Source organism: Ruegeria sp. HKCCD7559 (genome assembly GCF_013110575.1).
Lineage (GTDB): Bacteria > Pseudomonadota > Alphaproteobacteria > Rhodobacterales > Rhodobacteraceae > Ruegeria.
The window spans coordinates 1,530,008-1,556,659 of record NZ_WVQU01000001.1 but is presented as its reverse complement, the minus strand read 5'-3'; the positions used below and the strand labels follow the sequence as shown (position 1 = coordinate 1,556,659).

26 protein-coding genes are annotated in these 26,652 nt (G+C 59.4%); 21 read left to right on the top strand and 5 right to left on the bottom strand.

Annotated features, from left to right (window positions below; genetic code table 11):
• Nucleotides 1-2: 2 nt before the first annotated feature.
• On the bottom strand, nt 3-674 hold the full coding sequence (locus GS605_RS07775; RefSeq protein ID WP_171633543.1) for a GntR family transcriptional regulator: 672 nt from the start codon (nt 672-674) through the stop codon (nt 3-5).
• Between the two features lie 128 nt (nt 675-802).
• On the opposite strand from GS605_RS07775, the gene GS605_RS07770 reads away from it, so the two are divergent.
• The 5 genes from GS605_RS07770 (at nt 803) to GS605_RS07750 (ending at nt 4,996) form a co-directional block, all read left to right on the top strand.
• The gene (locus GS605_RS07770; protein WP_171723559.1) at nt 803-1,747 is read left to right on the top strand and encodes a glutamine amidotransferase; all 945 of its coding nucleotides are present in this window, start codon (nt 803-805) and stop codon (nt 1,745-1,747) included.
• Complete coding sequence (locus GS605_RS07765; protein ID WP_152457491.1) at nt 1,744-2,457, top strand: glutamate synthase; 714 nt, start codon at nt 1,744-1,746, stop codon at nt 2,455-2,457. Before GS605_RS07770 ends, GS605_RS07765 begins: the two co-directional genes overlap by 4 nt.
• Nucleotides 2,442-3,866 (top strand): FMN-binding glutamate synthase family protein, encoded by a 1,425-nt coding sequence (locus GS605_RS07760; protein WP_152457492.1) that lies wholly within the window; start codon nt 2,442-2,444, stop codon nt 3,864-3,866. The genes GS605_RS07765 and GS605_RS07760 overlap by 16 nt, the downstream gene beginning before the upstream one ends.
• Nucleotides 3,863-4,558, top strand: coding sequence for a type 1 glutamine amidotransferase (locus GS605_RS07755; protein WP_171723558.1), 696 nt, complete (start codon nt 3,863-3,865; stop codon nt 4,556-4,558). The genes GS605_RS07760 and GS605_RS07755 overlap by 4 nt, the downstream gene beginning before the upstream one ends.
• A gap of 87 nt (nt 4,559-4,645) precedes the next feature.
• A complete protein-coding gene (locus GS605_RS07750; protein WP_171633536.1) occupies nt 4,646-4,996 on the top strand; it encodes a DUF1127 domain-containing protein in 351 nt (116 codons plus the stop codon).
• Here the strand turns inward: GS605_RS07750 and GS605_RS07745 are convergent.
• Entirely contained in the window at nt 4,993-6,132 is a 1,140-nt protein-coding gene (locus tag GS605_RS07745) for an FAD-dependent oxidoreductase (protein WP_171723557.1), read from the bottom strand. The two genes, GS605_RS07750 and GS605_RS07745, sit on opposite strands and share 4 nt — an antisense overlap.
• Before the next feature lie 91 nt (nt 6,133-6,223).
• On the opposite strand from GS605_RS07745, the gene GS605_RS07740 reads away from it, so the two are divergent.
• From GS605_RS07740 to GS605_RS07680, 13 genes are all read left to right on the top strand, one after another.
• On the top strand, nt 6,224-7,516 hold the full coding sequence (locus GS605_RS07740; protein ID WP_171723556.1) for a glutamine synthetase family protein: 1,293 nt from the start codon (nt 6,224-6,226) through the stop codon (nt 7,514-7,516).
• A complete protein-coding gene (locus tag GS605_RS07735) occupies nt 7,516-7,782 on the top strand; it encodes a EutN/CcmL family microcompartment protein (protein ID WP_152457497.1) in 267 nt (88 codons plus the stop codon). Before GS605_RS07740 ends, GS605_RS07735 begins: the two co-directional genes overlap by 1 nt.
• 40 nt (nt 7,783-7,822) lie before the next feature.
• On the top strand, nt 7,823-8,131 hold the full coding sequence (locus GS605_RS07730) for a BMC domain-containing protein (protein WP_117869464.1): 309 nt from the start codon (nt 7,823-7,825) through the stop codon (nt 8,129-8,131).
• A 22-nt stretch (nt 8,132-8,153) separates the two neighbouring features.
• On the top strand, nt 8,154-9,338 hold the full coding sequence (locus GS605_RS07725) for a hypothetical protein (protein ID WP_171723555.1): 1,185 nt from the start codon (nt 8,154-8,156) through the stop codon (nt 9,336-9,338).
• On the top strand, nt 9,338-10,717 hold the full coding sequence (locus GS605_RS07720) for an aldehyde dehydrogenase family protein (RefSeq protein ID WP_171723554.1): 1,380 nt from the start codon (nt 9,338-9,340) through the stop codon (nt 10,715-10,717). Before GS605_RS07725 ends, GS605_RS07720 begins: the two co-directional genes overlap by 1 nt.
• Complete coding sequence (locus tag GS605_RS07715) at nt 10,714-11,337, top strand: BMC domain-containing protein (RefSeq protein WP_171633523.1); 624 nt, start codon at nt 10,714-10,716, stop codon at nt 11,335-11,337. Before GS605_RS07720 ends, GS605_RS07715 begins: the two co-directional genes overlap by 4 nt.
• Nucleotides 11,337-12,518: a malate dehydrogenase gene (locus GS605_RS07710; RefSeq protein ID WP_171723553.1), complete on the top strand. Its 1,182-nt coding sequence runs from the start codon at nt 11,337-11,339 to the stop codon at nt 12,516-12,518. The genes GS605_RS07715 and GS605_RS07710 overlap by 1 nt, the downstream gene beginning before the upstream one ends.
• Entirely contained in the window at nt 12,515-12,925 is a 411-nt protein-coding gene (locus GS605_RS07705; RefSeq protein ID WP_171723552.1) for a Rid family hydrolase, read from the top strand. Before GS605_RS07710 ends, GS605_RS07705 begins: the two co-directional genes overlap by 4 nt.
• Before the next feature lie 95 nt (nt 12,926-13,020).
• The gene (locus tag GS605_RS07700; protein WP_171723551.1) at nt 13,021-14,301 is read left to right on the top strand and encodes an ABC transporter substrate-binding protein; all 1,281 of its coding nucleotides are present in this window, start codon (nt 13,021-13,023) and stop codon (nt 14,299-14,301) included.
• Nucleotides 14,302-14,366: 65 nt separating this feature from the next.
• Nucleotides 14,367-15,218, top strand: coding sequence for a branched-chain amino acid ABC transporter permease (locus GS605_RS07695; protein WP_171633515.1), 852 nt, complete (start codon nt 14,367-14,369; stop codon nt 15,216-15,218).
• Between the two features lies 1 nt (nt 15,219).
• Nucleotides 15,220-16,167: a branched-chain amino acid ABC transporter permease gene (locus tag GS605_RS07690; RefSeq protein ID WP_171119494.1), complete on the top strand. Its 948-nt coding sequence runs from the start codon at nt 15,220-15,222 to the stop codon at nt 16,165-16,167.
• The gene (locus GS605_RS07685) at nt 16,164-16,895 is read left to right on the top strand and encodes an ABC transporter ATP-binding protein (RefSeq protein ID WP_171119617.1); all 732 of its coding nucleotides are present in this window, start codon (nt 16,164-16,166) and stop codon (nt 16,893-16,895) included. Before GS605_RS07690 ends, GS605_RS07685 begins: the two co-directional genes overlap by 4 nt.
• Nucleotides 16,895-17,602 (top strand): ABC transporter ATP-binding protein, encoded by a 708-nt coding sequence (locus GS605_RS07680; protein ID WP_171723550.1) that lies wholly within the window; start codon nt 16,895-16,897, stop codon nt 17,600-17,602. The genes GS605_RS07685 and GS605_RS07680 overlap by 1 nt, the downstream gene beginning before the upstream one ends.
• Nucleotides 17,603-17,664: 62 nt before the next feature.
• Here the strand turns inward: GS605_RS07680 and GS605_RS07675 are convergent, their stop codons facing one another.
• A complete protein-coding gene (locus GS605_RS07675; RefSeq protein ID WP_171633509.1) occupies nt 17,665-18,669 on the bottom strand; it encodes an Ldh family oxidoreductase in 1,005 nt (334 codons plus the stop codon).
• Between the two features lie 30 nt (nt 18,670-18,699).
• Nucleotides 18,700-21,129, bottom strand: a complete 2,430-nt coding sequence (locus GS605_RS07670; RefSeq protein WP_171723549.1) for an FAD-dependent oxidoreductase — start codon at nt 21,127-21,129, stop codon at nt 18,700-18,702.
• Between the two features lie 322 nt (nt 21,130-21,451).
• Here GS605_RS07670 and xylB point away from each other — a divergent pair, with 322 nt between their 5' ends.
• The 3 genes from xylB to GS605_RS07655 are packed head-to-tail and all read left to right on the top strand — an operon-like array spanning nt 21,452 to nt 25,151.
• Entirely contained in the window at nt 21,452-22,909 is a 1,458-nt protein-coding gene (gene xylB / locus GS605_RS07665) for a xylulokinase (protein WP_171723548.1), read from the top strand.
• Nucleotides 22,909-23,856 carry an aldose epimerase family protein gene (locus tag GS605_RS07660; RefSeq protein WP_171723547.1) on the top strand — a complete coding sequence of 316 codons (948 nt, stop codon included), beginning with the start codon at nt 22,909-22,911 and terminating at the stop codon, nt 23,854-23,856. Before xylB ends, GS605_RS07660 begins: the two co-directional genes overlap by 1 nt.
• Nucleotides 23,853-25,151 carry a cytochrome-c peroxidase gene (locus GS605_RS07655; protein WP_371807732.1) on the top strand — a complete coding sequence of 433 codons (1,299 nt, stop codon included), beginning with the start codon at nt 23,853-23,855 and terminating at the stop codon, nt 25,149-25,151. Before GS605_RS07660 ends, GS605_RS07655 begins: the two co-directional genes overlap by 4 nt.
• Here GS605_RS07655 and GS605_RS07650 read toward each other — a convergent pair whose 3' ends face one another.
• A complete protein-coding gene (locus GS605_RS07650) occupies nt 25,152-26,651 on the bottom strand; it encodes a CRTAC1 family protein (RefSeq protein WP_253283243.1) in 1,500 nt (499 codons plus the stop codon).
• Nucleotide 26,652 lies beyond the last annotated feature (1 nt).

Here is a 26,652-nt window from a genome sequence, read left to right as displayed (position 1 = left end):
CGTCAGCCGTTGTCCGCTTCTTTCAGCCCCTCGATCTGCAAATCGAACCCGGCCTGAATATGGGCGGTAAAGGTTTCCAGTGCTTCTGTCACGTCTCCGGTTTCAATCGCGTCGACAAGCGCCTGATGATCACCCAGAGACTGTGAGATATCGACATTTTCGATTGCGGAAAACAGGTGAAAGGCCATGGCCTTGCCCCAGATCATGTCGAACATGTCCAGCAGGAACTTGTTTCCCGCTTCAACCATGAAGGCGCGGTGAATGCGCCGGTTGGCAATGAAATAGTCGCGCGTCGTAGGATTGGTCAAGTTTTCTTCACGACGAATCAGCGCGCGCAAACCCTCCAGAACCGCGGGGTCTGCGTGGGCCGCAAGAATCCGGGCGGCCTGACCTTCGATTGCGGCGCGGGCCTGATACAGCTGCCGGACTTCGGCTTGATCCATGCGGGCCAGCCGGAAACCACCGCTTGCGGCGACTTCCAGAACACCTTCGGTTTCCAGCCGCATCAAAGCCTCGCGAACCGGGGTGCGGCTGATGTTCAGTTCCGCTGCCAGCTTTTCCTGAACCAATCGGTCTTCGGCAGAGATTTCGCGGCTCATTATGGCTTCGACCAACTGATCATAAACCTCGTCCGCCAGCCGTCTGCGCTGTGTTTTTATCTGTTTCAGAGCCACTCGGAGCCTCTCTTTCCGTGTTTTGTGAATTCTGTATTCAAAAAAGCATCTGGTGCCAAGGCGAATGGGCTTGCTATTGTCCGTGTACTGTATACAGTATACAAACACAGTTGAACAGGGAGCTCTTCATGTGTGGAATCGCTGGAAGGATTCTTACCGCACCCGGGCAGGTCGGGGCGGACCTGGTAGACCTGATGGATGCGCAGGAACACCGTGGCGCAGACAGCACCGGGTTTGCAGTTTATGGGCCGCCACGAGACACCGGATATGTTTTACGAGGGATGGGATTTGACAAATCCCGGCAGGATGCTGACCTGAATGCGTTTGAGGCGGTGTTGAAGGATCACGGCTCTTGCTTTCTGTCCGATCCGAAGATCGTAACCGATGAGAACCGGCATTATTGCTTTCGCGCGGAAATCTCGGACCCGACTGATTTGCAGGCCTGGGTGCGGGACGCAGATGAACTGACGGACCGGTTCGAAGTGCAGTCCTGCGGCCGCAGTCTTGAGATCATCAAGGACATCGGCGGCGCCGAAGCGGTTGCCGAAAAGCATGGCGTGCGCGACATCATCGGCACCCATGGTCTTGGCCACGCGCGGCTTGCGACGGAAAGCTCGGTTCTGCCCAACGCTTCACACCCGTTCTGGGCGCGGCCGTTTTCGGATGTGGCGATCGTGCATAACGGCCAGATCACCGATTATTTCACATGGCGCGACAAGTTGAGCCGAAAGGGCTATCGCTTTCTGACCGAGAATGACAGCGAGTTGATTGCGGTCTGGGTCAGTGACCAGATGAAAGCGGGTCTGACGATGGAACAGGCGCTGAAGAAGTCGATTACCTCTATCGACGGAGTATTCACCTACATGATCGCAACGCCGGACGGGATCGGATTTGCCAAGGATCGGTTCGCGATGAAGCCGTTAGTTGTGGTCAATCGCAATGGGGACCTGGCCGCCGCGACCGAAGAACAGGCGGTGCGTCGCGTGATGGCCGAAGAATGCGACGTGATCAACTATGATGGCCCGTCGCTGACCGGCATCTGGGGTGTCGGCAACCGGAGCCTGGCAGCATGAGCGAGGTAGCAAGACAGATGGATGAAATCGTCATCGAAGTCGGCAAGCGGCACATTCGTGAGGTGAACCGGGATATCATGGCAGCCTGCGCATCAGGACGGCCGATCCGGGTTGTCGATACGCTGTCGCGACACAATCTGGGCGTGGGCCTGCCGGACAATGTGGACATCACTTTCGAAGGTTCGGTGGGGTACTATTGCGGCGGTCTGAACACTGGCGCCAACATCTCTATCGAACGCAATTGCGGGTGGGCCGTGGGCGAAGGGATGGCCAAGGGTCACATCACTGTCGGTGGCTATGCGGGCATGTCCTGCGGGGCGGCGATGATTGGCGGCACAATTCATGTCAAAGGTGATGCCGGGCCGCGTGTCGGTGTTGCCATGAAGGGCGGCAACATCGTGGTCGAGGGCAAGATCGGATACCAATCCGGTTTCATGGCGCATGCGGGACGCATCATTGCGCTGGGCGGTGCGGGTGAATCCTGTGCGGACGCTTTGTGGCAAGGCGAGGTTTGGGTCGCAGGCGAAGTTGACAGCCTGGGTGTGGACGTCTCGGTGATCGAACCCACTGCCGAAGAGGTGGCCGAGGTCGATGCGATCCTTGACCCTCTGGGGCTTGTCGACAGCTCTCGTAACTGGCGCAAAATGGTCTCTGGCCAGCGCCTTTGGTATTTTGAAAGCAGGGACGCAAGCGCATGGCTCATGATCTGAGTAAACCCTATGACTACCCGTTCGAGGTCGCGTCAGAGGAAGAAATACGGTTCCGCGACGCAGGTGCGGTCGATGGACGACCGGCTGGTGTGCCTTCGTCTTATGATGAAGGGGGATCAACCCGCTGGACGCCCGAAGCGATATCGGAAGTTCACGCATTGGCGCAGCTTGGGCGGTATCAGGTGCGTGGCTACAACACGTTCAACAAGCAGTTGCCGACATTCGACGATCTGACATTTGTCCCGGCGACGATGACCCGCCTTCCGCTGGAAGGATACCGCGAGAGCTGCGATACGACGACGGTTCTTGGCGGCGGGCGCGGATTGGTGGAACGGCCACTGGAACTGAAAATCCCGATCTATATCGCATCGATGTCTTTCGGCGCGCTCTCGGCCTCGGCCAAGGCGTCGCTTGGTTATGGTGCCTCGAAGGTGGGCACCATGACCTGCACCGGCGAAGGCGGCATGCTGGAAGAGGAGCGCGAAGCCTCCCAACGCCTGCTCTACCAGATGTCGCCTGCCCGCTATGGGGTCGATCTGGATCACCTGCGCCGCGCCGATGCGCTTGAACTGGTGGTCGGGCAGGGGGCCAAACCGGGCACCGGCGGTCTGCTGCTGGGAATGAAGGTCAGCCCGCGGGTCAGCGAAATGCGCACTTTGCCCGAAGGGGTCGATCAGCGATCCACCATCCGGCACCCCGATTTCCTTGGGGCTGACGATCTGGCCGTCAAAATCGAGGAATTGCGCATCGCCACGAACTATCAGGTGCCGATCTTTATCAAGATGGGGGCCACGCGGCCGCGGTTCGACGTGGCCGTGGCTGCAAAGGCGGGCGCGGATGTCGTCGTGGTGGACGGGGCCGAGGGCGGCACCGGTGCGTCACCCGAGTTGCTGCTGAATCACACGGGCATACCGACCATGAGTGCCATACGCGCGGCACGCGAAGCGCTGGATGAGTGCGGGATGAGCGGCAAGGTCTCGCTTGTCGCCGCGGGCGGGATTCGATCAGGTGTGGACGCGGCCAAATGTCTGGCGCTTGGGGCGGATGCGGTCATGATCGGGAATGCCGCGATGGTCGCGCTGGGATGCAACACTCCCAGATATCTGGACGATTACCAGGCGCTGGGAACATCGCCGGGGGCGTGCCATCACTGCCATACGGGCCGTTGCCCGGTTGGGATCGCAACGCAGGATCCTGACCTTGAGGCGCGTATGAACCCGCATGCAGGTGCAGAGCGCGTCGCGCGGTATCTGACCGCGATGACAATGGAGATCACGGCGCTTGCCAAGGCCTGCGGCAAATCTTCGGTGCACAATCTGGAAACCGAAGATCTGCGCGCGCTCAGTTTTCAGGCCTCGGCCTTTACCGGCGTCAAGATGGCGGGCATCGACCGGGCCTTCGACTGGTGAGGATCGCGCTTCTTGAGTTGACCCTTCATCCATTGCCGCTGCTTGAGGGGCTGCCGCGTACGGCCCAGCAGATCCGCGCATGGCTTGAACCACATCTGCCCGAAGCCCGATTTTCCACGGTGGATGTGGTTGATGGCGAGGCATTGCCTCAGCTCGGGGATTTTGATGGGGTTGTTGTCGGAGGGTCCGAATTCGGCGTCTACGATGACACGAAGTGGATGCGGCCCCTTCGCGATTTCCTGGAGTTGTGCCGGGACCATGCCAAGCCGGTCTTCGGCATCTGCTTTGGTCATCAGATCATGGCGGATGTCTATGGCGGCAAAGCCGAGAAAGCCGAGATCGGCAATGTCGTCGGCGCACGAGGCTTCGACTATGGTGGAACCAGCGTAGATGCCTTTGTCTGGCATCAGGATCAGGTCACGCAGGTTCCGCCTTCGGCGCAGGTGACTGGGTCGGCGGATCACTGCCCGGTAGGGGCCTTGGATTATGATTTCCCAGCCCGTTCCGTGCAATTCCATCCCGAATACCGGGCAAGCCATCTGCGTGAATTGTTCGTGCGCGGGCGCGACGTGTTCCTTGCACCGCAAAAGGCGGATGAGGGGCTGGCCTCGATTGAGATGGCACATGTGCCGAAGGATCTGGCCGCCGCGCAGGCGGTTGACTTGTTTCGCAATTCCTGCGGTCGGACGTAAAACCTGAAAACCCGCTTGATCCTGATCAATTCCGGCTTTGAAATACTGTGTATACTGTATCCATAACGTGGTGGAGGAGGCCGCGATATGTCGGGATACACAGATTTCTTTCAGAAAATAGCGCGCATCGTCAGCTCACCTCGGGATGAAAACCTGAGTGACAGAGAGCTTTCAGACCTTGGCTTGTCCCGCGCGGATCTGGCCATGTTGCGATCGGGCGCACCACAGGCACGAGAGCGTATACTCGCCATGGCCGGACAATTCGGACTGACCGAGGCAGACCTGAACGCGCACCCCGAGCTGGGGTTGGAACTGGCGGAAAAATGCGGGCACTGCCTTCAGGCCGAAACCTGCCGTGACGCGATCCGGGCGGGCGCGCGACTTCCCCAGGGCAAATGCCCAAATGCTGGAATTTATCGCGCCCTCCTGGATGGTTAGCGTCCACTGGGGCTTTCCTTCGGGCTCAGCTTTCTGCGGCCGCTGATCTTGAACCGGTCCGCGGTTCCAAAATCCTTCAGCCCAACGCCTGCTGCAAATTCTGCAAACACCGGGGCGTGCTTGAACAAATGACCAGAGCATCCGCCGGCGAACAGCACGTTTTCATGCTCGGGGTGCCAGTCGACAATGAAATGTGTATCCGGGGTCAGAATGATCTGGTTGAACTTGGAATCCACGACCCTTTGCCCCTCTAAACCCGGAAGCCGGTGGCGGATATAGCTGCGTGTGCGGCCCAGTGTTTCCTGGCGGATCAGCCGTTCATCATTGTCCAGATCGATCTTGTCCGGGATGACAACCGCCGCCTTTACGCCGGAGCCTTCGGACGACGGCAGACCAAATGACCCTTGCCCGTGATCGATCCAGCAGGGCATCCGGCTCATGTCGAAATCTTCCGACCCGTCGGGTGTTGAGGTGTAGAGGACATTTACGCCAACCACGGTCGAGATCGGCTTGATCGATCTGGGAAACATGTCAGCCATCCATGGGCCAGTCGCCATGATGATCAGATCAGCCTCGAGCGGTTTGCCGTCAAGCATCGGACGTTCCGATCCATCTGTGGTGACGCGACCACGTTGTACTTTGCCTCCTGCCTTTCGGAACAGATCCAAACCGGTCAGAACGCATCGATGCGCCATCAGCATTCCGGCTTCGGGTTCGAACAGCGCATATTCGATGTCGGTGACCTTGAACTGAGGGAACCGCGATTCGATATCCGACCGACCGAATTTGTAATAGGGCACCCCGACCCGGTCGAAAGTTTGTGCGGTTGCGTCTTCCCAGTCGCAATGCCCCGCCGTCGCCAGAATCAAGGCGCCGCATTCATACATCAGGTTCTGGCCGCTTTCGGCTTGCAGCTCCAGCCAGCGCAGGCGGCTTTCGCGCGCCCAGCGTGTATAGAACTCGTCCCGCCCGGATATGGCGCGAATCACCCGGTTGTAATCTGTTGAAGATGCACGGGAATGTCCCGGCTCCCACCTGTCGATCAATGTCACGGCCTCGCCGCGCCGTTGCAGTGTAAGCGCCGTCATGACGCCGACTATGCCGCCTCCGACAACGATGACCGAGCTTTTGGACATGGCGCAGATTTTCCTTGTTTCCTGACTGGCTTTGTGAATACTGTATACAGAATACAACAATTATAAAGCTAAAAACAGGGAGCACGCGCAAATGAGTTCGGGGTTTGATCTGCCCGAGGGCACACATACCGTCATTCTTGGTGTCGGGGATCTCAACGGCATCATGCGTGGCAAGCGCATTCCGGCCAGCCATTGGGATCATGTCTGCAAAAGCGGCAATGCTCTGTCGATTGCACTGCTGGCGATCGATATGACCTGCGACGTCTGGGATACGCCTTACGTCAATTTCGACAACGGCTATCCCGACATGCATGTCTTTCCGATGACAAAGCCTGTCGCTGTCCCGTGGGAACCGGGCGTGGCCGTCTGTTTTGGCCGCGCTGAGGGCATGGATCACAAACCGGTGCCGATCGATCCGCGTCAGGCTTTGGTGCGGCAGGTGGACCGGGCCCGCGACATGGGGTTCGAGGTGAATGTCGGCACGGAATTGGAGTTCTATCTGCTGGACCCAGAAACCGGCCAGCCCCGCGACACGGGCATCCAGGTCTATGGCCTGGGCCGCGCCGCCCGGATGGAACACATCGTTGGCCCGATCCGTCAGCAGATCAACGAATGTGGCATTCCCATCGAACAGTCGAACCCGGAATATGCGGCCGGCCAGATCGAGGTCAACATTCGCTATGGTGAAGCTTTGGCAGCTGCGGATCGTGTCGTTCTGTTCAAATCCCTGATCCGCCAGTTGGGGATCGCGCACGACTATCTGGCGACTTTCATGCCCAAGCCGTTTTTTGATCAATCGGGCAACGGGTTTCATACGCATTACTCGTTGTGGAAAGACGGCAAAAACGCCTTTGCCGACAACGGCAAGATCAACGGCACCGGAAAGTCCTTCATCGCAGGTCTGCAAAAGCGCATGTGCGAGACGGCGATTTGCGGCAGCGGCACGGTCAACGGATACCGCCGTCGCCAGCCCTATACGTTCTGCCCGATCAACACGAGCTGGGGCTATGACAACCGTACGGTTGGTATTCGGGTCATCGAAGGCTCGGACAGTGCCGTGCGGGTGGAAAAGCGCGATGCCGGTGCAGACGCCAACCCGTATCTGTTGCTTGCGGCCGAGATTGCCGCCGGGCTTGACGGGATCGAACAGGGGCTGTCCCCTTCGGAGCCTACGACGGGCAACGGGTATGAAGAAGGGATCGGAGATCCAATTCCAACCGATTTGCCAACCGCCATCGATCTGGCGCGCGGGTCGGAATGGCTGCGCGATGTCATGGGTGAAATGCAGTGGGAACTGGTCCTGCAACAGGCCGAGCGAGAGCTAGAATTCTTCAATCAACAGGTCACACAGGTCGAACTGGACCGCTACCTGAGGGCGTTCTGATGCACTTGGGCAAGGTCGCTGGAACTGTCACGGCAACTGCCAAGGACGCCAGGCTGGTCGGAGCAAAGCTGCTGGTGACGGATCTGGTCGACAGCAAGGGCAGCCTGATCGATCCCGCGCGGGTTGCGGTCGATACCTGCGGCGCTGGGGTCGGGGATACGGTGCTGGTTGTCAGCGGGTCTGCGGCCCGCATGGCGGCCGGGTTGTCCACGGCCCCTGTGGACATGGCCATCATCGCGGTGATCGACCGCGTCTCGACGACCTGAATCACAATACGCGAAACATCTATTTTTGGAGGAACAGAAAATGGCGAAACCAGTGGCGGGGCAGATGGCCCTGGGCATGATCGAAACACGCGGCCTGGTCGGCGCGATTGAAGCCGCCGATGCGATGGTCAAGGCAGCCAGCGTTGCCATCGTGGGTCAGACCAAAGCTGGCGGCGGGCTGGTGACGACCCTTGTGCGCGGCGAGGTCGGCGCGGTCAAAGCCGCCACCGATGCAGGCGCGACAGCGGCCAACAAGGTGGGCGAGGTGGTCTCGGTTCACGTGATCGCGCGGCCGCATGACGAGCTTGAGGCAATCATCGACGGGCTGGGTGCCGGGTCGTCGGCCTGATCAGCCCCTTTGAGGAGGTACCATGTCAGCCGGTTTCGAGGATTTCACGCGCGCGGTGACACGTGGCGCGACACGGGATGCACCTGTTGCCCAAAGGTTTGAGCGCATTGCAGTATTGGGTGGCGGCCCGGATGCCCGTCTTCTGGCAGCGCTGTGTCTGGCGGAAGGGGCTGAGGTTACACTGTTTTCGGCCTATGGGGCGGAACTGTCATTGCTTGCCCAATCCTCGGGCATTGGCATTCGCGGCGAAGGGCCTGTGGGCACGTATCAGGTGGATCGCGACGGGCCTTCAATCCGCACCACGGCAGAGTTGGATGCAGCAGTGCAGGACGCACAGGCGATCTTTCTGACCGGACCGATCCACAAACAGCGCACCTATGCGATGGTGCTGGCCGATCATCTGCACGATGGGCAGGTGCTTGTTCTGGCGCCCGGTCGCTCTTTGGGCGCGGTCGAAGCGGTCTGGATGCTGCGAATAGGCGGCTGCACTGCCGACGTCACTCTGGTCGAGGCGCAGGGCCTGCCATACTGGTACCAGGCCGAAGGTGCGGGCCTGACCCTGACGCAGGCGGCACCGATGGCTGCTGCGACATTGCCCCGAGGCCGCGCGGACGTTCTTGAAGCGCTGCAACCCTATCTTTCGAACATCCAGCCGCTGGATTCGGTTCTGGCCTCAGGCTTTGCCGATCTTTCCGCAGCGGTCGAGATTCCGGCGTTGATCCTTGGTGGCGCGGGGCTGGGGGCCGGTGGACCGGATGTGCCGATGGGCGGGATGCCGCTGGAAGGCAACCGGACATTCTCTGCGCTCATAGGGCCGGAACAGCATGAGGTGATCCACGGGTTGGCTGGCGAAAGGCGGCAGGTCGCTAAGGCCTTTGGCGTTCGAAACCTGCCCGAGACCGATGACTGGATCGCGACCTATGCCGGCGCCGAGCGGGGGGCGGGCGCGCGTCCGGTCCCGGATCGGCAGGCCGCGCGCCAATTGATGCGCGACGGCGTCTTGGGATCATTGGTGCCCCTTGTTTCCGCCGCAAAGCTCGCAGGTTTGACTGCGCCTCTGACGGAAAGCCTGATCTGCATGACGGATCGCATCCTGGGCGCTGACGTGGCCGCGTCCGGGCGCAGGCTGGAAACCATCGGAATTTCTGCAGGCGATGTCGATCAGGCCCGCCGTATCTTTGACACCATTGCCACCGGAGCCTCGTGATGGACGCTGATCTGAAATCCATCGCCGCCGCACGGCGCGCTGCTGAAACGGCTTTCGAAGCCTATCGCGCCTTTCTCGGTACCGACCCGACACAGGTGGATGCCATCGTCGATGCCATGGCTAGGGCGATCGAACCTGAAGCCGAACGTTTGGGGCAATTGGCGGTCGAGGAAACCGGGTACGGCAACGTAGCAGACAAGCGGGTCAAGAATCTGTTTAACGCCTTGTCGGTCGCCGATTACCTGCGGGATGTCACGACGCTGGGTCTGCTGTGGCGGGACGATGCGACAAAGATCGCGGCTTTCGGAGAGCCGATGGGTGTGGTCGCGGCGCTTATCCCGGTGACAAATCCGACCTCCACGATCATCTACAAGGTTCTGTCTGCGGTGAAGGCGGGAAATGCCGTCGTCTGTGCCCCGCATCCGCGCGGCGTGGAATGCGGGAAGGAAACCGTCCGCATCATGGCGCGCGTTGCCGAACAGATGGGCGCGCCCAAAGGGTTGATACAATGCCTGGACGCCGTGACCATTCAGGGCACCGCCGAGTTGATGAAGCATCGCCGCACGTCGGTTGTCATGGCGACAGGTGGCCCTGCCATGGTCAAGGCTGCCTATTCCAGCGGCAAACCGACGCTTGCGGTCGGGGCGGGGAACGTGCCGTGTTACGTGCACAAGTCCAAGGCGCGCGATCTGTCCGAAGTTGCCGAGATGATCGTGACGTCAAAAAGCTTTGACTATGGCACGGCTTGTGTCAGCGAACAGGCCGTGGTCGCCGATCCTGAAATTGCACGCGATCTGCGCCATGAACTGAAACTCAAAGGCGCTTATTTCTGTACCCCGGCCGAGGCTGATCGGCTGGCTCGGGTCATCTTCAAGGGTGTTCAGGCAATGGATCCCGAACGCGTCGGCCAAAGCCCTCAGGCGCTGGCCGATGCTGCGGGGTTCTCGATTCCGCCGCGCACGCGCTGCCTGGTGTCGGAAGAGACCGAAGTGGGGTGGCAACGCCCGCTTTCGGCTGAAAAGCTGAACCCGGTGCTGGCCTTTTACGAGGCGAACTCCACCGATCACGGCATCGAACTGGCGCAATCCATTGCCAAATTCGAAGGTTGGGGACATTCCTCGGTCATCCATTCCGATGACCCCGAGGTGGTCGCTCGGTTTTCCACCGTGCCCACGGGGCGGGTCCTGGTGAATACGCCGGGGATCATGGGCGGCATGGGGTATTCCACCGACCTTGAACCATCCTTCATGCTGGGTACCGGTACGTGGTCGGGGTCGATCACCTCGGACAACGTCACCGCCCTGCATCTCATCAACATCAAGCGGGTCGCGTATGAAAGCAGACCCTGGCGCGACATTTACGAGGAGTATGGCGCATGAGCGAGATCACGATCCGGGCGCTGATGCAGATCGACAACCTGCAACCGAAATTCGCCGCTTACAACGGCGCGACGGTGCAAGGGTCAGTGCCTTTGTCCGGTGACACCGTGCTGATCGGAGAGTTCGCGCCGGGCAATGGTGTATTCTCGCTGATCGACCGGGCGCTCAAGGCGTCCTCGGTCGAAGCGACGACGCAGATGGTCGAGCGCGAGTTCGGATTCTTCATCCTCCGCTCGCCTTCAAACGCCGAAGTGTCCGCTGCACGGGACGCGATGCTGGCCGAACTTGGGGCTTCCATGACGGATCGATTGAAGCCTGCCATCAGTTCCACGCAAATCATCACAAGTGTCGAGCCCTATCAGGCGCAGCTTTTGAACAAATGGCGCAAGGGCGCATTGATCGTGCCGGGGCAGACGTTGGGGATCGTGGAATGCGCGCCGGCCGCCTATATCTCGATTGCCGCGAATGAGGCCGAAAAGGCCGCCGAGATTGACATCGTCGAGGTGCGTGCGGTGGGGCGGTTTGGTCGCTTGTTCATCTCGGGGTCTGAAAATTCGGTCAAAACCGCCGTCGAGGCCGCGACGCGTGCAATCGAGGCGGTGGACGGGCAGGACAGCTGATGGCAACCCCACGCGTCATAGGCTCGGATGCGGTCGAGAATGCGCGCCGTCGGGGCAGGATCGTATTCGAGGTTTTGCCGGGTGACATCGTGACGGCCCTTGCGCGTGAAACCGCAGAGCGTGTTGGTATCTCCTTGGTGGATGGCCCGCTGGAGCGACCGAAACCGCCGCGTACGGATGGTGCTGTTTCCATGCGCCGGGTGCTGTACCGCCGTTCACCCAAATGGGTTGCCCCTTCGCGTGCGCCGCGCAAAGCCCGCAGGCTGGGCAAACTTGCCTTGATCGGGGCGGGGGGTGTTGGCGGCAATATCGCGCATCTGGCGGCGATGGCGGACATGGCGGATGAAATCGCGCTGATCGACATCACTCCGGGTTTGGCGGCTTCGACTGCGCTGGACCTAAATCATACGTCCGGGATCACTGGTGCGCGGGCCCGATGTGTCGGTGGCGAAGCGATGGATCTGGTGGCCGGGGCGGATGTGGTCGTCGTCACGGCCGGACGAGCCCGCCGTCCGGGCATGACACGTGCCAATCTGATCGATGTGAATGCCCGCGTGATCCGTCAGTCGGCCGAAGCGATCCGGTCAGCCGCACCAAATGCCATCGTGATCGTGGTGACCAACCCGCTGGACGAAATGACGGTCGAGATGCTGCGTGCAACAGGTTTCCCCCGCGAACAGGTTTTGGGTATGGCAGGAACGCTGGACAGCAGCCGGTTTCGCAACGCGCTGGCAATGGCTGCGGGTGTCACGCCTGCGGACGTCGAAGCCTTCACGCTTGGCAGTCATGGGGACGAAATGGCCCCGATCCCCAGCCGGGCCAGGATCAAAGGCCGTCCGCTGGATGTATTTCTGTCCCGCGAACAGATCGAAGCCTGTGTTCAGGATGCGATCACCGGGGGCGGTCAGGTGGTCGCGCTTCGGAAATCAGGTTCTGCAACGATAGCTCCGGCTCATGCCTCGATCGAATTGATTGATCACATTCGGGGCGCGCGTACAGGCCCGGTTCCGGTTTCGGTCATGCTGCACGGGGAATACGGCATCGACGGTGTCGTGCTGGGCGTGCCAGCCCATCTGGGTGCAGGCGGATTGGTTGAGGTCGAGGAGTTGCGGTTAACTGCCGAAGAAAACGCGGCATTGCAAAACGCGGCCGAAGCGATCCGGGTGAGGCTGGGCCTGTGACCCTGCGTTTTTGGAAATCCGGCGGACGGTTTGAAGAGGTGGCCTCGTACTCTCGGGCCAAGCGCATCGGCCCCTTTGTCTGGGTTGCCGGAACAACGGCCATCGAGCCGACGGGCCGCATCCACGCGCCCGGGGACGTTGGTGCGCAGACCTTTTACATCCTGTCTCGCATCGATGACGCACTGAAAGAGGTTGGCGCCGAACTGCGACATGTGGGGCGGGTTCGCGCCTATCTGACCGATCTCTCCCAAGCGAGCGCGTTCGCGCAGGCGCATGGCGAAGTTTTTAAGGGGATCGATCCGGTTCTGACGGCTGTTCAGGCTGGGCTGACTCAGCCGGGGCTGATGGTGGAAATCGACGTGGATGCCGTGATCCACGATGAAAACGGCGAAATCAGCGGATTCTGAACATGAGTCTTCAAGAAAGGAATTGATCGAACCATCTTCTTGTGTACTGTATACAGAATACAAGAGGGCATAATGAGACACAGGGAGCTAATGTGATGATCAAGACAGCGCTGCTCAGCGGAACATGCATCGCGCTCATGGCCTCGGCGGCCGGAGCGGAAATCAAGGTAGGATTCATTGGGTCGCTTTCCTCGGACACCGGATTGTCGACGCTGCGCGGGGCCGAGATTGCGATTGAAGAGCTCAACGCAAATGGCGGCGTGATGGGCGAACTGATCACCCTGGTCTCGGCGGATACCGGACAGGACCCGACCGAGGGCATCCGGGCCTATGAATACCTTGCGGAAACGGAAGAGGTTGATTTCATCATCTCGGGCTCGATTGACGATGTGTCGCTGGGATGGCTGCCCCGCATGCAGGAATACCGGATTCCGACGCTGGACACCTGGACATCCTACATCGGCATCATCGACATGGTGGTCGAAGACCCTGAAAGCATGGCGCCCTATTTCATGAACATCGCCTCGGATGAGGCGCTGGCCACGTTGTACATCAACTTTGGCGCGGATGTTCTGAAGGAAAAAATGGGGTGGGATTCCGTCGTCATTCTGGCGGAAGATACGGCCTTTGGCGAGGCGATCACCGGCCTTGTCACCGAAGCGCTTGCACCGGTTGCGGGTATCGAGGTCAAGGACATCATCACGTATGACGTCGCCACCGTCGATTTTGCTCCGATCTTCAGCCGTGCGCAGGATACCGGGGCGGACTTCATCTATCAGGTCTCGTCGGTGAATTCGCAGGTTGTGTCATCGCAATACGTGAAACTCCAGGTGCCGATGGCGATGACGGGCGTGAACGTCGCTGCGCTGGGTATGGAATATTGGGAAGATACGGGTGGTGCCGGTGGCGGTATCTCGACCCTGTCTCCGATCCCTTCGGTCGGGTTTCGGCTCGATCCGGCCAGCCAGGAGTTTGTCGATACCTATCAGGCGAAGTATGACAGCCGCCCGCTGCTGCCGCATTTCAACGGGTTCAACGCCTATCATGGGCTGAAACAGGCGATGGCCGCAGCCGAAGAGGCTGGCGGTTTCGACAATGTCGAAGGCTGGGCCGATGCGATGAAGAAACAGGATCTGGTTCTAGAACTGGATGGCCAGTTGTGGCTGCGTTACGCATTCTGGGGCGATGACGAGGTAGAGCCCGTGACTGGCCGTACTTACCCGCACAATATCCGTTTTGATCTGTCCGAGCCGTTCGACGATGCCGCGCCGTCAATGGTCGTGGTCCAGTGGTACGAGGACGGCACCGCCGCCGTTGTCTATCCCGAGAAATACGCGACGGGTGAATTCACTTTGCCAAGCTGGGTCAAACAGTAACCTGTCCGTTCGCTTAGCTTGAAATGGGTGCGCGGGCGCGCGCACCCGCAGCCAGGGATCCTTACATGTTGCAGATACTGATCCAGGGGCTTTTGCTCAGCGGTCTCTATGCGCTTATCGCAATGGGTTTCACGCTGATCTTCAGCATCGGTCGGGTCCTGAACCTGGCCTACGGTGCCTATCTGATGGTCGGCGGGTATATGTATTTCTGGGTGTCCCAGACGCTGGGAATGCCAAAGCTGATGGGCGTCGCAGTGGCCGTGGTTCTGGGCGTTCTGATGGGGGTGCTGAAATACCGCCTGATCGTCAAGACCCTGAAAGGGGATCACGTGGCCGTCGAAATATCGACGCTGATCCTGGCGGTCGTGATTCAGGCCGGGATCGTTCTTGTCTTTGGCGACAGCAGCAAGATCCTGCTGCCGATCGTGCCGGGCGTGATCAACGTGGCCGGAGCGTCCGTCACCTATAATATCCTGATCGCAACGATGATCAGTTGGGCCATTTTGCTGGGCCTGTATGCTTTTGTCCGCCTGACACATACGGGGCGGGCGATGCAGGCGGTGTCGATGGACGCCAAGGGGGCCGCGATTTCAGGGATCGACCCGGATCGGATCAACCTGATCACATGGGGTATCTCAGGGGCACTGGGTGCGCTGGGCGGCGTATTTTTCGCCAGCTATACGCAGCTTTCGCCGTCAATGTGGGTTGCACCTCTGATCATCTCGGTGGCCGTCGTCATTGTGGGCGGCATCGGGTCGATCATCGGCACGCTGGTCGTTGCTCATATCGTCGGCTTTCTCGAAGTCATCGTTGTCGCCACCCTAGCGCCGGAACTGCGCGGTGTCTTCACCATGCTGCTGATCATCGGCGTGCTGGTGACGCGACCGCAGGGCCTGTTCGGCCGCGAGGAGTTGTAACATGGGTCTGCGCTGGTTTCACTTTGTCCTTTGGGGCGGCCTGATTGCGGGGATGCTGCTGTTGCCCCAGGTCGTCTCGAACGGGACGCTGCGCACGATGATCTTTGCCAACTATCTGGCCATCTTCGCCATCAGCTGGGATGTGCTGTCGGGCAGGACCGGGTATGTGAGTTTCGGGCATCCCTTCCTGATCGGTATCGGGGCCTATACGACTGCCATCCTGACCAAACGGTTTGACGTGCCAGTCGAAATCTCAATCCCTGTGGCCGTGTTGGTTACGATGATCGCAGGCCTGATTGTGTTGTTGCCCGCTCTGCGCATTCGCGGCAGCTACTTCGCGCTGGTCACACTGGCTTTCATGGAGCTGCTCTATCAGCTGGTTCAGGTGATCCGTCCGGATCTGACCGGCGGCACACGCGGGATGTCGGGAATTCAAACCCTGACACGAGGCGCGGCAAACGGCTACTACCTGTCCACGGCCTTGATGCTCAGCGTGGCGGTCAGCATGTGGCTGCTGATGAAAACCCGGCTGGGCACTGCACTGGCCGCCATCGGGATGAATGAAGAAAGCGTGCGCGGTTCGGGCCTCAGCACCACGCGGTTGAAGGCCTTTGCGTTTCTGACCAGCGCGTTCATCGCAGGTCTGGGCGGAGCGTTCTATGTCCATTATCTGGGCTCACTTGCGCCCCGCGCGCTGTTTGACATCAACTTTCTTTTCACCATCATCGTGGCGGCCTTGCTGGGCGGAACATCGACCATCATCGGCCCCATGATCGGTGCGTTCTTCATGACGTTCCTTCTGGAATACCTGCGCCCCGTGCTTCCCGGGGCTGAACGGTATTTCGTCTACGGTGCCATCGCACTGCTTCTCTACATGTATCAGCCAAAAGGATTGGTTGAACTTGTGCAACGCGGCTTTCAAAGACTGCGGAAAGGGGGGCTGGCATGACCGTTGCGCTGAAAGTTTCCGGTCTTGTCAAACGGTTCGGCGGGCTGGTGGCCACGAATGATCTGTCCTTTTCCCTGCAAGAAGGAGAGTCGCTGGGCCTGATCGGTCCGAATGGCGCGGGAAAGACGACGGTATTCAGCCAGATCATGGGCGAATTGCGGCAGAACAGCGGTACGATCGAGCTGTTCGGCAATGAGATTTCGGCGCTGTCGACGCCTCAGCGTATCCGGGCCGGGGTCAGTAGAACCTATCAGATACCTCGGCCGTTCGGCGACATGAGTGTTGCAGAAAACATCAGGGTGGGCCTGATGCCGGACGACATCTGGCGCATGATCGTTTCGCCGCCGGATACGGACAGGGAAAAAGAGCTCGCGCTGAGTGTCGGGTTCACGGAAACGGATCTGAGCCGCTCACCCGCCGAACTGGCCATGGGTGATCTGCGCAAGCTTGAAATGGCCCGAACCATGGCCACCGCACCGCGTGTCATGTTGCTGGACGAGGTGTTTGCAGGTCTGACAGTCGGTGAAATCGCGCAGATTTCCGATCTCATACAATCCATGCGCAAGGACGGGATGACCTTTTTGATCGTCAGCCATGATTTGCCGGCGCTGGAACCGCTGATCGACCGCGCCATCGCCATCGAGCGGGGCACCATGATTGCCGAAGGCGCGTTCAGCGACGTGATGAACGACACGGCCGTTCAAGCCTCGTATCTGGGGAGCGTCTGATGTCCTATCTGGAAATCGAGAACCTGTCCGCGTTTTACGGCAAGGCCCAGGCGTTGACCGATATATCGATCACGGTGCAGCCCGGTGAGATTGTCGCCGTGGTCGGCCCGAACGGTGCAGGTAAATCCACCTTGTTGGACAGCATCATGGGCCTTGTGAAAATCGAAGGCGACATCCGGTTGCGCGGGCACAGCCTTGCCGGTCGAAGCCCTTCGGAAATCGTGCGTCACGGGGTGGGCTATGCGCCCGAGCGGTTCAACCTGTTCCCCTATATGTCGGTGCGCGACAACCTGATGGTGGGGGCCTTCACCGCACGAGACGACATCGAAAACAACCTTGAGATGGTGCACAGTCTTTTCCCGCGTCTGCAAGAACGGGAAGGGCAGGAGACGTCGACCCAATCCGGCGGGGAAAGGCAGATGGTGTCCTTTGGCAGGGCCTTGATGAGCAGCCCGGAACTGCTGCTTGTCGATGAGCCGACGATCGGTCTTGCCCCGAAGATCTGTCACGAGATTGCCGAAGTCGTCCGTCAGCTGAACAAGGAATACGGGCTGACCGTCGTCATCACGGAACAGAATGCCAATTTTGCCCTGTCGCTTGCCAGCCGCATCTATGTGCTGGAGTCCGGGCGGATGCAGACGTCGGGCACGGCTGACGAACTGAGAAATGACAAACGCTTGCTCGAGGCCTATTTCGGCGGCCATTGAGTGGCGTGGTTGGAAAGCCGGGCAGGTGCCGTCCGGCCATTCGATGGCGGGTGATTTCAGTTTCAGCCAAGTGCGGCCAGAACCTCGGTACTCACGGCGATGCCTTGGGCTTCGGCGGCTGCCCGTTTTGCAAGGCGACCGTCGCCCGGAACCCGGGCGGACCCGTTGCCGGAAATCTCGGCGCAGATGCGGGCGACATATTCGTTGAAGGCCGCGTTGCCGAACCGGGTGGGATCGATGGCAATCAGGGTCGCTCCACCTTTGATGTTCAGGGCGCCGAAAGATTCGCGCTCTTTGTTGTCAACGGACAGGGTTCCTCCCGCCAGCGCGGCGCCCAACACCTCTACCATGAAGGCGATCGCGGCCCCTTTATGCTCTCCGAACGGCAATAGGCTGCGGGTTTCAAGGATGGCATTTGGGTCTGTCGAGGGCTCGCCTTGGGGATCAAGACCGGCAGGGCGGGGCAGGTCGTGCCCCTCGGCGGCGGCCATGCGGATATCCATGAGGGCCACCATGGACGAGGCCTGATCCCAGACCACGGGCGCATCGCCATCACGCGGGCAGGCAAAAGACATGGGGTTGGTGCCAAAAACCGGGCGAACCCCACCTTGCGGAACCACCATGGACAACGAGTTGATCACGGCAAAGGCCACCAATCCGGCTTCGGCCAAAGGTTCTGTGTCAAACCGTAACGCACCCAGATGGTGGCAGTTCGCGCAGGTGAACGCGGCAATCCCGTTTTCCCGGGCCATCGCGATCAGATCCTCGCGGGCTGCTGTCGCTGCAACCTGATAGTACCCGTTGTCGGCATCACAGCGCAAAACGCCCGGGGCAACCTTTTCGGTTTTGGGCTTCGCGTGCCCGTTGGCATAGCCGGACGTGAAGCTTTGGACATAGACCGGCAACATGCGCAACCCGTGGCTGCGCGGGCCGTCCCGTTCAGACCGGGTGACGATATCGGCAAGTACATCACTGCTGCGCGTGTCCGCTCCGGCAGAAACAAGAACCGATTTGGCCAAGTCCCGAACTTCGGCAAGAGAAAGCGTTTTTGTCGGTTGTTCGGTCATCCGTTCGAGTCCCGTCTTTCTGTTTCGCACTCAAGCGCGCGGGCGTGTGTTTGCGGGATCGACAGCACATGTGTCGATGACCACGGCGTCGCGCATCTCATTGTGGACCAGCACCTGCATTTTCGTTCCAGGCGCCGTCATGTTCTGTGGCACTAGTGCCATCGCAATGTCGTGGTTGCAATAATAAGAGAACCCGCCCGAGGTAACACGGCCGATCAGCTTGCCCTGAGCATAGACACCCTCGTCAAACATCACCGATGTTTCGCCGAAGGGCAGTTTCAGCGTGACCAACCGCCGGTACGCGCCATCCTTTTTCTGTTTCAAAAGAGCGGCCTTGCCTATGAAGTCGCGACCATCTGTTACCACGAACCGATCAAGGCCGGCCTCGTATGGCGTCATGTCCTTGCAGATTTCGCGATTGATGGCGCGATAAGACTTTTCAAGACGCATGGATTCCAGTGCCTCAAGCCCGAAAGGTTTCACACCGGCCTTCAGCAGCAGGTCAACAAGATGGCGGTTGTAACCGACCGGATGATGCAGTTCCCACCCCAGCTCGCCGGTATAGGACACGCGAAGCAGATGAACGCCCTTGGCGTACCCCACTTCACCCATTTGCGCAGAAAGCCAGGGGAAGGTTTCGTTCGACAGATCATTGTCGGTCAATGGTTGCAGGATCTCTCGTGCCTTGGGGCCTGCCAGTGCAATCACGCCCAGTTGTTCTGAAACATCCTCAAGAAGGATAGAGCTGTCATTGGGCAGCAAACGTCGCAGTTGATCCCAGTTGTAGGCGCGCCAGTTCGGGGTGGAAACCAGGTAAAAATCATTCTCGGCATAGCGGACGACCGTATATTCCGCATCCATGCCGCCCTTTGGGTTCAACAAAAACGACAGGGTCATTCGCCCCACTTTGGGCAGCCTGTTCGCCATAACGCCATCCAGCCATTTGGCAGCCCCCGGTCCGCCCACGGTGAACTTGGTCATCGGCGACATCTCGATGAATCCGGCCACGTCACGGGTGGTGCGCACCTCTTCCTGAACGCGTTCCATGTGGTTGGTGCGTCGGAAGGAATGTTCCGGAACAGCGTCCTCGCGCGATTTGGCGAACCAGCGCGGAAACTCATATCCGTTGAAGCTGGTCCAGACGGCGCCATGCGCGCTCAGCAGATCGTAGGACCCCATCGTTTTCATCGGGCGCGCGCCGGGAAAATCTTCTCCGGGGATGTGCGCGTTCATGTGGGTCCCCCACGTTTCGCGCACCTTGTCAATGGTCCACCGCTTGGACGCGTAATCCGAAAAACGGCGTGGGTCGAGTTCAGACATGTCCATGCCCGGATCCCCATCGACAATCCAGCGGGCCAGACGTTCACCAACGGTTCCACCCCACAATATGCCGCCGGGCATGCCTTCGGCCAGCCACAGGTTTTCATGCCCCGGTGCGGGTCCCGCAAGCGGCAACTCGTCCGGTGTCATCTGGAACGGACCTCGGGTGTTGGCCTTGATACCTACCTCTGCAAGTGTCGGAACCCTCTCGATGGCACGTTCCCACTGCGCTTGGACCGCGTCGAAATCTTCGGGCAAGAGGTCGGCGCCAAAGTCAGGCGGCACGCGATCTTCGGCAAATAGCTTGAGGTCTTTGGTGAACTCATATGGGCCGAACTGAATGCCGCCCACATCTTCGCGCAGATAGGCACCGTAATCTTCATCCCGCAGGATCGGGAACTCGGGCAACCCTTGCGCGCGGCGTTCTTTCAGCAGCGGAACGGTTTCGGTCGTCCAATATTGGTGAACGATTGGAATGCAAGGCAGATCCAGACCAACACGGCGCGCGTTTTCGCGGGCATAGTTTCCGGTCGCGAAGACAAGATGTTCGCAAGTGATCTCACCTTGATTGGTTGTCACCTTCCAATGACCGTTTTCCAGTTTTTCATAAGCCAGCGCTTCGGTGTTCTGAAACACTTTGGCGCCTTTCTCGCGCGCCAGCCTGGCCATTGCCATGGTGATGTCAGCAGGGTTCACATAGCCGTCCTCGGTATGCAGGATGCCGCCGCGAATATGTTCCGATTGGTTGAGCAGAGGGTGCAGTTCGGCGATTTCTTCTGGCGTCAGCAGTTTGCAGGGCACACCGGCAGCTTCGGCAATCGAGACATAGGACAGGAACTCGTCCCAGCGTTCCTGCGTATTGGCAACGCGCAACTGGCCCACCTGGCGCAGTCCGACCGAGGCGCCGATCTTCTTTTCGACTTCGGAATAGATGCGGATGGTCTCCATCGTCATCTTCGAAACGTTGTGGGATCGCACGAAGGTGACCAGCAGACCCGCCGCATGCCAGGTAGAGCCGGAGGTCAGCGTCGTTCTCTCCAGCATGACTGCATCGGTGCATCCATGCTGCGTCAGACCATAAAGAACCGAAGCCCCAACGCATCCGCCTCCAACGACGACAACCTTGGCATGTGACTGCATTCGACGCATTCCTTCCTGAGGCTGTTTTCGTTTCCAGAGGGTCAGTCAAAACGAAATCAGCGGGCCGAGAACTGATTGAACTGTTTACGTGAAATCCGTGTCAGGCAATTCGAAAAATTTTCCGCTCCAGCTGAGTTCAGTTAAACCATGATCGGGTTTGCCGATGATCTCGCGCATTCTGTGAGGCGGTGCGCGAAAATACCGGCCATCTCTTGTTTGGAATTGTTGTGTTAGCGCAAACTGTGCTGGTAAGGTCTGACATCGGCTTGGGGTGCGCTTTGTTGCGTCCGCGATCCGTGCGGCATACGAAGGGGGAAATCGCGTGTATCTCGGTCTGGATTTGGGGACGTCAGGTCTTCGGGGAATTGTGGTCAGCGAAGAGGGCAAAGTCGTCGCCGAAGCCGAAGCAGGTGTCGAGACATCGACGTTGCATCCCGGCTGGTCGGAACAAGATCCGTCCGATTGGGTGGAAGCCTGCCAGAACGTCGTTGCCCAATTGCGCGCGTTGAACGGTGCTGCATTTTCTGCGGTGCGCGGCGTCGGTCTGAGCGGCCACATGCACGGTGCCACGTTGCTGGATCGGGATGGCAATGTGCTGCGGCCCTGTATCCTTTGGAACGACACGAGATCAGCGCAGGAAGCTGCGGAGCTGGATGGTCTGCCGTCGATGCGCGCGATCACCGGGAACATCGTTTTTCCGGGTTTCACCGCACCCAAGCTGGAATGGGTGCGCAGACACGAGCGCGACGTGTATAAAAAGACATCCAAAGTGTTGCTTCCGAAGGATTATCTGCGTTTCTGGCTCACCGGATCCTATGTCAGCGACATGTCCGACAGCGCCGGTACGGCGTGGCTGGACGTTGGAAAGCGAGAATGGTCGGATACCGCGCTGGATCTAAGCCACATGCGCCGGGACCAAATGCCAGAGCTGGTTGAAGGCAGTTCGGCAGGCGGAGAGCTGCGGTCAGATATCCTTGGGCAATGGGGCCTGACCGGGCCCGTCGTGGTTGCCGGCGGGGCCGGTGACAATGCGGCGGCGGCCTGCGGTATCGGAAGTATTGGCGAGGGCAGCGGATTTCTTTCCTTGGGCACTTCGGGTGTGCTGCTGGTCGCAAAGGAAAGCTATGCGCCCGCGCCGGAAACAGCGGTTCATTGCTTTTGTCATGCGGTTCCGGATCGCTGGATTCAAATGGGTGTGATCCTGTCGGCCACCAACAGTCTCAACTGGCTGTCGCGCCATCTCGGTCAACCCGTCGGTGCGCTGGCGTCGACCCTGCCGGATTCAGTGAAGGGGCCGTCAAAGATCACATTCCTTCCTTACCTGTCCGGTGAACGGACGCCTCACAACGACAGTGACATACGCGGGGCATTCCTGGGGCTGGATATCGCATCGGAACCCGCTGATCTGACGCAATCCGTGACCGAGGGGGTTTCCTTTGCCATGCGCGATTGTTTGGAGGCGCTCAAAAGCACGGGCACCAATCCCGAAAGTCTGCTGGTCGTCGGTGGCGGGGCGCGGTCGCGGTTTTGGCTGGAAACGCTGGCCACGGTTCTGAACACGCCGCTTGCTGTGCCCGATGGAAGTGGGTTTGGCGCAGCCATAGGCGCAGCGCGTCTTGCTGCATGTGCGGTGGACGGCGCCGACCCCAAGGAAGTCATGCTGTCCCCGGAAGTCGCTGAGCGTGTTGAACCACGTCTCGAACTGACCGGCGCATATGAGGCGGAATATCAGCGGTATCGCGAATACTATGCTGCTTTGTCCCCTTTGGCCGCGCGCTGATGGCTGATCCCAAACGCATGCCTGTCGAGCAGGTCCTTCTGGAAGACGGAAACATGTCCGTTTCCCTGTTGAACTATGGCGCAATCACGCAAGGCTGGTGGCTTGGCGAAACACCTTTGATATTGGGCTACGAAAACCCGCAGGATTACCTGTCGGACCCGTTCTACCTTGGCGCGATGGTCGGGCGAGTGGCCAACCGCATCGGCGGGGCACAGTTTGCATTGCAGGGGCGTGTTCATCACCTGACAGCAAACGAAGGGCCGACCACGCTGCATGGTGGTCCGAGCGGGCTGTCACGCAAATACTGGGATATCGTGAAAACCTCTCCAAATCAGTCGGTTATGTCCTTGACTTCACCTGAAGGTGAAGGCGGTTTTCCCGGAGCGGTCAATTTCGAGGTGCATGTCGAACTGACCTGTCCGCGTCTGATCTACACAATCAGGGCGCGTCCGGATCGCCCAACGCCGATCAGCATCGCGCAGCACAATTATTACACTCTGGGCTGTCCAGAGGATATCATGGACTGTCGGCTCAGGTTAAGATCGAACCGGGTGCTGGAGCTGGACGCGCGTTCCGTTCCTTCCGGAGATATCTCCGCCGTCGGCGATAATGTGCCAGATTTCGCGTTGTCCCGCACCGTCGGGGCAGAGGGGCGCGAGCTGGACCATTATTTTGTGTTTGATCAAAGTGGAAACCGTGACCATCCGGTGGCAGAGGTCACGGCACCTTCGGGATTGAGGATGAACCTGTATTCAGATCAACCCGGCGCACAGGTCTATGCCGGGGCACATCTGTCAGGCCGATTTAGCCCGTGTGCGGGGCTGTGCATTGAGCCGTCAGGATATCCGAACGCCGTGAATGTCCCTGCGTTCCCGTCCGTCATCCATACGCCGGACAACCCGTATCGACAAACTCTGACACTTGAGATTTCCGAGGAACGATCATGAGACTTCAGATTGCAGCAAATGCCGTAGGCATCTGGATGTCGCTTTCAATTGCTCAGGCGCAAGACTTTGGTCCGAAACCGGAATTCATCGAACCTGACTTTGCTAACGCAGAGTTGGGGCAACTGCTGTTCTACGATCCGATCCTGTCGGGCAACAAGAACATAAGCTGCGCAACCTGTCATCATCCGAAGCTGGGAACGTCCGACGGGTTTTCACTGGGTATCGGCGAAGGTGGGGTCGGGCTGGGTGGTCAGCGCAAGGTCACACAAGACAACAGACCCGAACAGCGCATTCCCCGGAACTCGCCCGCAATGTGGAATCTCGGGGCGCTGGAATTCACGACGTTTTTTCATGACGGTCGCCTCGAGGCGGATCCGTCACAGCCCAATGGCATTAGAACGCCGTTGGGGACGCATATGAGGCCGGGGTTCAAATCGGCTTTGGCAGCGCAGGCGATGTTTCCGGTGCTGTCGCCTGACGAAATGGCGGGGCATTATTCTGAAAACGAGGTGAGCAAGGCCGTACGACTCGGCTTGCTGACCCAAGAGGGTGGCGCCTGGGATCTGATCGCCGCGCGCGTGGCGGCGATACCAGAGTATCAAAGGCGATTTGATGACATCGCGCCCGGAGAAGACATCTCCTTTACCGCAATCGCCAATGTCATTGCCGATTTCATCGCGTTTGAGTGGCGGGCTGACAACAGCCTGTTTGATCGTGCGATGCGCGGCGAAGACAGGCTGCCCGAACAAGCGCAACTGGGGATGGCGCTGTTCTACGGAAAGGCTGGATGCAGTGCCTGCCATTCCGGCTGGTTCCAGACCGATCACGGGTTCCATTCCATCGCCATGCCTCAGATCGGCCCCGGAAAATCAGCCCGTTTCGAAAATCATGTGCGGGATGACGGGCGACTGCGCGTCACGGGCGACAAGGATGATGCCTTCGCATTCCGCACGCCTTCGCTGCGCAACGTGACCCTGACGGCGCCATATGGCCACAGCGGTGCCTACGCACGGCTTGAAGATGTCGTGCGCCATCATCTGGATCCGGTTTCCGCGTTGCGGAACTACGCCATCGAAATGGCTGACCTGCCAGAGTTTTTCGGGGCAGAGGATCAAAAGGCTTTGCTTGACCCCCAGCATGTCGAAGCCATAGCAGCGTCGAACGATCTGGCGCCCATCGACCTGAGTGATGACGAGGTCGATGCCATCTTGAGTTTTCTGGGCACGCTGGAAGATCCGGCTGTGCGGCTGGGTGTTCCCCAAACGGTTCCCAGCGGATTGCCCGTCGATCAATGATCAACGGCCGAGGCGGATTACCTGATTGGCATCTACCTTCTGCCAATCTCCATGTTCACCATCAGGCCAAATCACCCTTGTTTCCGCAGTTTCGAAGTTTCCTAGACCAAAGTGGTTGAACCCGGCAATTCCGCTGGCGTGCCCCCCGCCAATGGTCACTTCACGGGTTTGAATGCCCTCGGGCGTCCTGACCTCGATAAAACCGCCGACTGCCTGTCTGTTGGGGTGGCTCTGGCCGAGATCAATCATGAGCCAGTTGCCGGTCGTCGGTTCATTCTGGAAAACCTCAAGGTCCGAGCCGCGATTGACCACCACCAAATCCAACCACCCATCCCCGTTGAAATCCGCCAGTGCCCCGCCGCGGGACTTTGCCATGGACGCGACACCAGCTTGTGATGCTGTTTCGACAAACTGACCGTCGGCGGTCTGCATCAACAGGTTGTTGGGGTCGTTCTGCGCCGCGTCGGGCATCTGCTCGACATTGCCTTTGGCGACGAAAATGTCGTCCAGCCCGTCATTGTTGACGTCCCCGAACTGTGCATGCCAGCCGGTCGAGGGGCGGCCGTCTTCTCCTGCATGTGGCCTGTGTGCCGTTGTTCCACGGTCGTAGGTTGCATCCCGCCATGTTGGCCCATCTGATGCAGGATCAAAAACCTGGAATTTCTGGTCCCCCATGGACGTCAGGTAAACATCGGAAAAACCGTCACCGGTCAGATCCCGCGAGGCGATCCCCATGCCCCAGATCGAATAGGGCAGCCATCCATCGGCCTTGCTGTACAGGCGCGGGGTGTCTTCCATAGCCCACAATTGCTCTTGCCCGCCACGCACATAGTAGTGGCGGTCATTGCTGACACGCAGATCCGCGCGGCCCGTGCGCGCCCAATCGGAAAACAGGATCGAAAGGGAACAGTGACCGGGTTCCAAACGGACAGGATCGCCATACTTTTCGCCTTGGGGTCGGTACAGAAGCGTCGGCCCGCAAGCCTCAAAAGGTCCGTCCGGATTGCTTCGGTCGACATAGGTTCCAAAGGCCAGCGTTGGCAGGGTTTGCCCGCGTTCCCAAGTGGCGGAAAAGCCGGTGGTCCAATGGTCCTGAGGCTGAAAACCCAGTGCCGTGAACGGCTCGAACGCGCAGTTCGGTTTGCCGCGCAGCAACAGGTCTTTGCCTACGCGTAAGACCGCAAGGTCCAGGATCCCATCGCCATCAATGTCTACCGGGTATGCGCCGGTCACACGGGTCAAGGATAACTGACCTGGCGCATCCGGAAGAAAACTGACATCTGTGTCGGATGTGTTGATGAACAATTGTGCTGGGTTTGATCCGCCAGCCACGAACATTTCAGGGCGGTCGTCATCATTGCAGTCGAAGACCGCGACACCCCCGCCGACGAAATGTTCCCAGCCGCCATCGTAAACATGGCCGGGGGTTTCCACCTTTTGAAAGCGGGGTGGAGCGATGTCCGCAGCGGCAGCGGAACCTACCGCAAGCAAGATTGCCATC

What these genes read in the sequence shown, in the direction of transcription:
- GS605_RS07715 (WP_171633523.1), top strand. Translation starts at nt 10,714, where the DNA reads ATGAGCGAGATCACGATCCGGGCGCTGATGCAGATCGACAACCTGCAA.
- GS605_RS07765 (WP_152457491.1), top strand. Translation starts at nt 1,744, where the DNA reads ATGAGCGAGGTAGCAAGACAGATGGATGAAATCGTCATCGAAGTCGGC.
- GS605_RS07650 (WP_253283243.1), bottom strand. Translation starts at nt 26,651, where the DNA reads ATGGCAATCTTGCTTGCGGTAGGTTCCGCTGCCGCTGCGGACATCGCT.
- GS605_RS07700 (WP_171723551.1), top strand. Translation starts at nt 13,021, where the DNA reads ATGATCAAGACAGCGCTGCTCAGCGGAACATGCATCGCGCTCATGGCC.
- GS605_RS07760 (WP_152457492.1), top strand. Translation starts at nt 2,442, where the DNA reads ATGGCTCATGATCTGAGTAAACCCTATGACTACCCGTTCGAGGTCGCG.
- GS605_RS07730 (WP_117869464.1), top strand. Translation starts at nt 7,823, where the DNA reads ATGGCGAAACCAGTGGCGGGGCAGATGGCCCTGGGCATGATCGAAACA.
- GS605_RS07690 (WP_171119494.1), top strand. Translation starts at nt 15,220, where the DNA reads ATGGGTCTGCGCTGGTTTCACTTTGTCCTTTGGGGCGGCCTGATTGCG.
- GS605_RS07685 (WP_171119617.1), top strand. Translation starts at nt 16,164, where the DNA reads ATGACCGTTGCGCTGAAAGTTTCCGGTCTTGTCAAACGGTTCGGCGGG.
- GS605_RS07710 (WP_171723553.1), top strand. Translation starts at nt 11,337, where the DNA reads ATGGCAACCCCACGCGTCATAGGCTCGGATGCGGTCGAGAATGCGCGC.
- GS605_RS07745 (WP_171723557.1), bottom strand. Translation starts at nt 6,132, where the DNA reads ATGTCCAAAAGCTCGGTCATCGTTGTCGGAGGCGGCATAGTCGGCGTC.
- GS605_RS07735 (WP_152457497.1), top strand. Translation starts at nt 7,516, where the DNA reads ATGCACTTGGGCAAGGTCGCTGGAACTGTCACGGCAACTGCCAAGGAC.
- GS605_RS07720 (WP_171723554.1), top strand. Translation starts at nt 9,338, where the DNA reads ATGGACGCTGATCTGAAATCCATCGCCGCCGCACGGCGCGCTGCTGAA.
- GS605_RS07695 (WP_171633515.1), top strand. Translation starts at nt 14,367, where the DNA reads ATGTTGCAGATACTGATCCAGGGGCTTTTGCTCAGCGGTCTCTATGCG.
- GS605_RS07725 (WP_171723555.1), top strand. Translation starts at nt 8,154, where the DNA reads ATGTCAGCCGGTTTCGAGGATTTCACGCGCGCGGTGACACGTGGCGCG.
- GS605_RS07680 (WP_171723550.1), top strand. Translation starts at nt 16,895, where the DNA reads ATGTCCTATCTGGAAATCGAGAACCTGTCCGCGTTTTACGGCAAGGCC.
- GS605_RS07655 (WP_371807732.1), top strand. Translation starts at nt 23,853, where the DNA reads ATGAGACTTCAGATTGCAGCAAATGCCGTAGGCATCTGGATGTCGCTT.
- GS605_RS07750 (WP_171633536.1), top strand. Translation starts at nt 4,646, where the DNA reads ATGTCGGGATACACAGATTTCTTTCAGAAAATAGCGCGCATCGTCAGC.
- GS605_RS07660 (WP_171723547.1), top strand. Translation starts at nt 22,909, where the DNA reads ATGGCTGATCCCAAACGCATGCCTGTCGAGCAGGTCCTTCTGGAAGAC.
- GS605_RS07740 (WP_171723556.1), top strand. Translation starts at nt 6,224, where the DNA reads ATGAGTTCGGGGTTTGATCTGCCCGAGGGCACACATACCGTCATTCTT.
- GS605_RS07675 (WP_171633509.1), bottom strand. Translation starts at nt 18,669, where the DNA reads ATGACCGAACAACCGACAAAAACGCTTTCTCTTGCCGAAGTTCGGGAC.
- GS605_RS07670 (WP_171723549.1), bottom strand. Translation starts at nt 21,129, where the DNA reads ATGCAGTCACATGCCAAGGTTGTCGTCGTTGGAGGCGGATGCGTTGGG.
- GS605_RS07770 (WP_171723559.1), top strand. Translation starts at nt 803, where the DNA reads ATGTGTGGAATCGCTGGAAGGATTCTTACCGCACCCGGGCAGGTCGGG.